Source organism: Caulobacter sp. P1_B12_2, assembly GCF_056406675.1.
In genome coordinates this window covers 1-4938 of record NZ_JBFTZS010000356.1, presented here as the reverse complement: position 1 = coordinate 4938, position 4938 = coordinate 1, and the positions used below count along the sequence as shown (strand labels likewise).

The following is a 4938-nucleotide window of genomic DNA, read 5'->3' as shown; positions in this document are numbered from 1 at the left end:
GCCCTCCCCGTCGCCGGGGAGGGCTTCCTGCATTCACGAGGCGGAGAGGGCCGGTACGCCGCCCCCTCGAACTTACGCTTACTGGCCTCGGTGAATTGTTTTAGCGGGCGCGGATCGCCGGGTTGGCTTCGTTGAACGAGGCCAGTTCCGGGTTGTTCAGCTTGCTGACCGCGTCGTTGACCGAAGCGCGCACGCACGAGGGGTAGAGGTAGGTGGCCAGGGTTTCGCCACGGACGTTCTGCCAGCAGACCGTCGAGGCGGCCTTGACGATTTCGGCGCGCAGCTCGGCCGGGGCCTTGCCGGCGGTCTTGATGCGGATTTCGGCGGCGCCGGCGGGCGCGGCGGCGAACAGGGCGATGGCCGAGGCGGCCAGGACGACGGAGCGGATCATGGGACGGATTCCAGGACAGCGTTGAATTTCAACCCGTCCGAAATGCGTTTCCCCTTGGCGGCTGGTCCAGGATCTCGCCCGCTCTGCCACCTTGCTCAAGCTATAACTTGTCGATCGTCACTTATCAACGGTTATGTTGCAGTGCGGTCGCGGAATGAGTTGACACGAATTGTCGCGGGAAAGGCCGTGCGGACCCAGTCCCGCGCCGCCGAAGCCACGCGAGACCGGGTCCTTAAAACGGATCTTAGAAGCTGATCTTCTGCAGGCCGCCGGTGCGGAACGCCTGGCGGTCATAGGCCTTCAGGCTCGGGCTGCCGACCTTCACCACGGCGTCGCGGGTCACTTCGCGGACGCAGTAGGCGTAGAGGTCGTTGGCGTGGTCGCCCAGGTCTTCGCGGCAGATCGACGAAGCGGCCGAGACGATGTCGGCGTGGATGGCGGCGTCGGTGCGGCCGCGAACCTTGACGTGCTGCTCGGCGGCGAAGGCCGACGAAGCGGTGGTCAGGGCCATGGCCGAAGCGGCCAGAACAAACAGGGTCTTCATGTGATGTGACTTCCGAAAGGGGGTTGGGGTTCAACCACCTCCCGACGCGTTCCTCTGATGGCCGTTGGGATCTCGCCCTGCTCAACCATCGAAGGTAGCGCTAACATGACAGCGTTGTCGTTTGAAGTAAAATGTTGAGTTTCAAAAGAAACTACCGTTGGACGCCTACAAAGCAGGCGCGATCGGCGCCGATAATCGAGGCATTGAGTCTTTCGCGCGCGGCGATCTCATTGTTCGCCAATCCGCACAGCCCGTGCCGATCATGTCCGGTTATCGGAAGGTCCGCCGGTCCCTAACTTGGATCACCATCAGAGGAGACGGACATGCAAGCGATCGAAAAGGCGGGAACCTTCACCCTCGGCGACCGCACGGTGAAGCGGCTGGGCTACGGCGCGATGCAACTGGCCGGCCCCGGCGTGTTCGGCCCGCCGCGCGACCGGGACGCGGCCCTGGCCGTCCTGCGCGAGGCGGTGGCGGCCGGCGTCGACCACATCGACACCAGCGACTTCTACGGCCCCCACGTCACCAACCAGATCATCCGCGAGGCGCTGGCGCCCTATCGCGACGACCTGACGATCGTCACCAAAATCGGCGCGCTGCGCGGCGACGACGCATCCTGGAACCCCGCCTACGGCGCCGACCAGCTGGAACGCGCGGTGCACGACAATCTGCGCAATCTGGGCCGGGAGGCGATGGACGTCGTCAACCTGCGGATCATGTTCGACGTCCACGGTCCGGCCGAGGGCTCGATCGCCGAGCCTCTCGAGGTGCTGGCCGACCTCCAGAGGCAAGGCCTGGTGCGCCACATCGGCCTCAGCAACGTCACCCCGACCCAGGTGAAGGAGGGGCGCGGTGTCGCCCGGATCGTCTGCGTGCAGAACCAGTACAACCTGGCCCACCGCGAGGATGACGCTCTGATCGACGCCCTGGCCGAAGACGGGATCGCCTATGTCCCGTTCTTCCCGCTGGGCGGGTTCAATCCGCTGCAATCCAGCGCCCTGTCGCAAGTGGCCGAGCGCTTGCACGCGACTCCGATGCAGACGGCCCTGGCCTGGCTGCTGCGGCGCTCGCCCAACATCCTGCTGATCCCCGGCACCTCGTCGGTCGCCCACCTGCGCGAGAACCTCGCGGCGGCGGACCTGGTCCTGCCGGATGAGGCGATGGCCGTGCTGGACGGGATCGGGCGGGCGTAGGGCTCAATCGGAAGCTAGATAGTCTGTCATCCCGGACGAGCGCGCAGCGCGAAGATCCGGGACCGACGCGTGAACTCAGAGCTTTCGGCGGTCCCGGATCTGCGCTTCGCTTGTCCGGGATGACAGCTTCATTAAGTTCTGCTTCCCAGGCGCGCCCCGTTCGCAACGGAGGATATCGCGCGTCCCTACCGCCGCCGCGCCGGCTTCTTCGCTGGCGGCCCCGGCGGCGGCGGCGGCGGGGCGGTCCAGTCGAAGGCCATCAGCAGCGTCCGCTCCTGGGGCGCGTCGTTGTCGTCCGAGAGGATGTAGATCCGCGTCGCGCCCGACGGGCTGCGCGACAGGGCGATGCCCTCGAAATTGTCGCGGGTGGTCGCCCCGTCCAGGGTCAGGGTGGCGGCCAGGTACTGCTTGGCGGCGGGGGCGCGCGGGTCGATCACGAAGCGCACCTGGCCACGCCAGCCGCGGATCGGGTCGTAGGCGCGGAACAGGCTGGCGACCGACTGGCCCTCGAAGGCGGCGAAGCTGGTCAGGCCCCAGGTGAAGTCCGGCGGTGACTGCGGGGCCAGGCCCACGCAGGGCGCCGAYAGCTTGCACAGCCACACCTCGCCCTCCTCGCCGCCCACCAGATAGGCGTCGGGGCCGGCGATCGRATAGGCGGTCAGGGCCTCCATCCCCTCGTTGTCGGGGAAGGTGGTGGCCGGCTTGTTGACGGCGCGGGGCAGGCCGTAGGTCCCGTCCGGCTGACGCGGATAGAGCCAGATGCGGTGATCGCGCTCGAAGCTGACCAGGCGGTCGCCGTTGGCCAGGATCGCCAGGCCCTCGGCGTCGCCCTGGGCCTTGCCGCGCAGCGGCTGGCCGTCCAGGCCCTTCAGCGGTTGCAGCTTGCCGTCGGTCAGGCCGACCAGGCGGCCGGTCTCGTCCAGCTTCAGCCGGGCCTCGAACAGGTCGCCGTCGTCGCTGACCGAGACCAGCCCGCCGTCGGGGCCGAACTTCAGGTCCGACAACCCGTGCAGGCGGGTGGTGTCGGGACTGCTGATCGCCACGCCGCCGGCATAGACGAAGCGGCCGATCGAGACCGGAGGCGGATTGGCCGAGCTGAGCGGCACGGGCGTCGCGGCCAGGCTGATCTCGGGCCCGACCTTGACCGGGGCGATCGGCAGGACGGCCGGCTGCGGCGGGGCCTTGGCGCACTGGCCCAGCGCCATCGAGGCCAGGCCCAGAACGAGAAAGCCGCGCAGTCCGATCACGCGGGAACCTTGCGGGCCGCTTTCGGAGCGGAAGGCTGGACGGTCGGCACGGCGGCCAGCAGGCCCCGGGCCCGCTTCACCGCCTTGGGCTCCTCGTCGAACAGGTCGGCCAGCTGGTCGACCAGGGCGCCGCCCAGTTGCTCGACGTCGACGATGGTCACGGCCCGGCGGTAGTAGCGGGTCACGTCGTGGCCGATGCCGACGGCGATCAGCTCGACCGGGCTCTTGGTCTCGATCTCGGCGATGACCTGACGCAAGTGGCGCTCCAGATAGTGGCCCGAATTGACGCTGAGGGTGGAGTCGTCCACCGGCGCGCCGTCCGAGATCACCATCAGAATGCGGCGGGCTTCGGGCCGGCCGATCAGGCGCTGGTGAGCCCACATCAGGGCTTCGCCGTCGATGTTTTCCTTCAGCAGGCCCTCGCGCATCATCAGGCCCAGGTTCTTGCGAGCCCGGCGCCAGGGCGCGTCCGCGCTCTTGTAGATGATGTGGCGCAGGTCGTTCAGGCGGCCCGGCGCGGGCGGCTTGCCGGCCTTGATCCACTCGTCGCGGGCCGTGCCGCCCTTCCAGGCGCGGGTGGTGAAGCCCAGCACCYCGACCTTGACCGCGCAGCGCTCCAGCGTGCGGGCCAGGATGTCGGCGCAGACCGCCGCCACCATGATCGGCCGGCCGCGCATCGAGCCGCTGTTGTCGATCAGCAGGGTGACGACGGTGTCGCGGAACTCGACGTCCTCCTCCTGCTTGAACGACAGGGGGGCGGTGGGGTCGATGATCACCCGGGTCAGGCGGGCGACGTCCAGCATCCCCTCCTCCAGGTCGAAGGTCCAGGCGCGGTTCTGCTGGGCCAGCAGGCGGCGCTGCAGCTTGTTGGCCAGGCGCGAGACCACGCTGGAGAACGCCGCCAGCTGCTGGTCCAGATAGGCCCGCAGGCGGGTCAGCTCGTCTGCGTCGCACAGGTCCTCGGCCGGCACCACCTCGTCGAAAGCCGTGGTGAAGACCTTGTAGACCGGCTCGTTGGCGCCGCCCTGGCCGGCGTCGGGACGGGCCGGCTTGGCGCCGTCGCCCATCTCGGGGGATTCCTCGGTGTCCTCGGGATCGCCGTCCTGCTCGGACTGGACCATCTCCTCGTCGCCGGCCTCGGATTCGCGGTCGGAGGTCTCGGCCTGTTCGGGCTGGGCGCCGTCGGACTGCTCGCCCTCGCCTTCGCCGGAATCGTCTTCCGAGGCCTCGGTGTTCTGGTCCTCGTCGCCCTCGTCCTCATCGGACTGCTCGGTGGCGTCGGACATGTCCTCGCCCAGGTCCAGGTCGCGCAGGATCTCGCGGGTGACCCTGGCGAAGGCGGCCTGGTCGTCGATCGAGGCCAGCAGCCGGTCCAGGTCCTTGCCGGCCCGATTCTCGATGTCGGCGCGCAGGATGTCGACCAGGGCCTTGGCGCCGTCGGGCGGCGCGTCGCCGGTCAGGCGCTCGCGGACCATCAGCGACAGGATCTCGGCCATGGGGGCGGACTGGCGGTCGGTGGCGACGGCGCGGGTCAGGCCCTGCTTTTCGAGGCGGGCCTCCAGG

The 4938-nt window shown here is 68.8% G+C and carries 5 protein-coding genes; 1 reads left to right on the top strand and 4 read right to left on the bottom strand.

What is annotated here, in order from left to right; translation table 11 throughout:
• Positions 1-100: 100 nt before the first annotated feature.
• Together AC1DZ6_RS18995 and AC1DZ6_RS18990 are read right to left on the bottom strand one after the other, a co-directional pair.
• Entirely contained in the window at positions 101-391 is a 291-nt protein-coding gene (locus AC1DZ6_RS18995) for a hypothetical protein (protein ID WP_477098701.1), read from the bottom strand.
• Positions 392-635: 244 nt separating this feature from the next.
• Positions 636-935 (bottom strand): hypothetical protein, encoded by a 300-nt coding sequence (locus AC1DZ6_RS18990; RefSeq protein ID WP_477098700.1) that lies wholly within the window; start codon positions 933-935, stop codon positions 636-638.
• A gap of 323 nt (positions 936-1258) precedes the next feature.
• Between AC1DZ6_RS18990 and AC1DZ6_RS18985 the strand changes: the two genes are divergently transcribed.
• A complete protein-coding gene (locus tag AC1DZ6_RS18985) occupies positions 1259-2128 on the top strand; it encodes an aldo/keto reductase family oxidoreductase (RefSeq protein ID WP_477098699.1) in 870 nt (289 codons plus the stop codon).
• 185 nt (positions 2129-2313) lie between these two features.
• On the opposite strand, the gene AC1DZ6_RS18980 is transcribed toward AC1DZ6_RS18985, so the two are convergent.
• Complete coding sequence (locus tag AC1DZ6_RS18980; RefSeq protein WP_477098698.1) at positions 2314-3375, bottom strand: esterase-like activity of phytase family protein; 1062 nt, start codon at positions 3373-3375, stop codon at positions 2314-2316.
• A partial coding sequence (gene cobT / locus AC1DZ6_RS18975; RefSeq protein WP_477098697.1) for a cobaltochelatase subunit CobT occupies positions 3372-4938 on the bottom strand: 1567 nt, incomplete at its 5' end. The genes cobT and AC1DZ6_RS18980, both read right to left, overlap by 4 nt.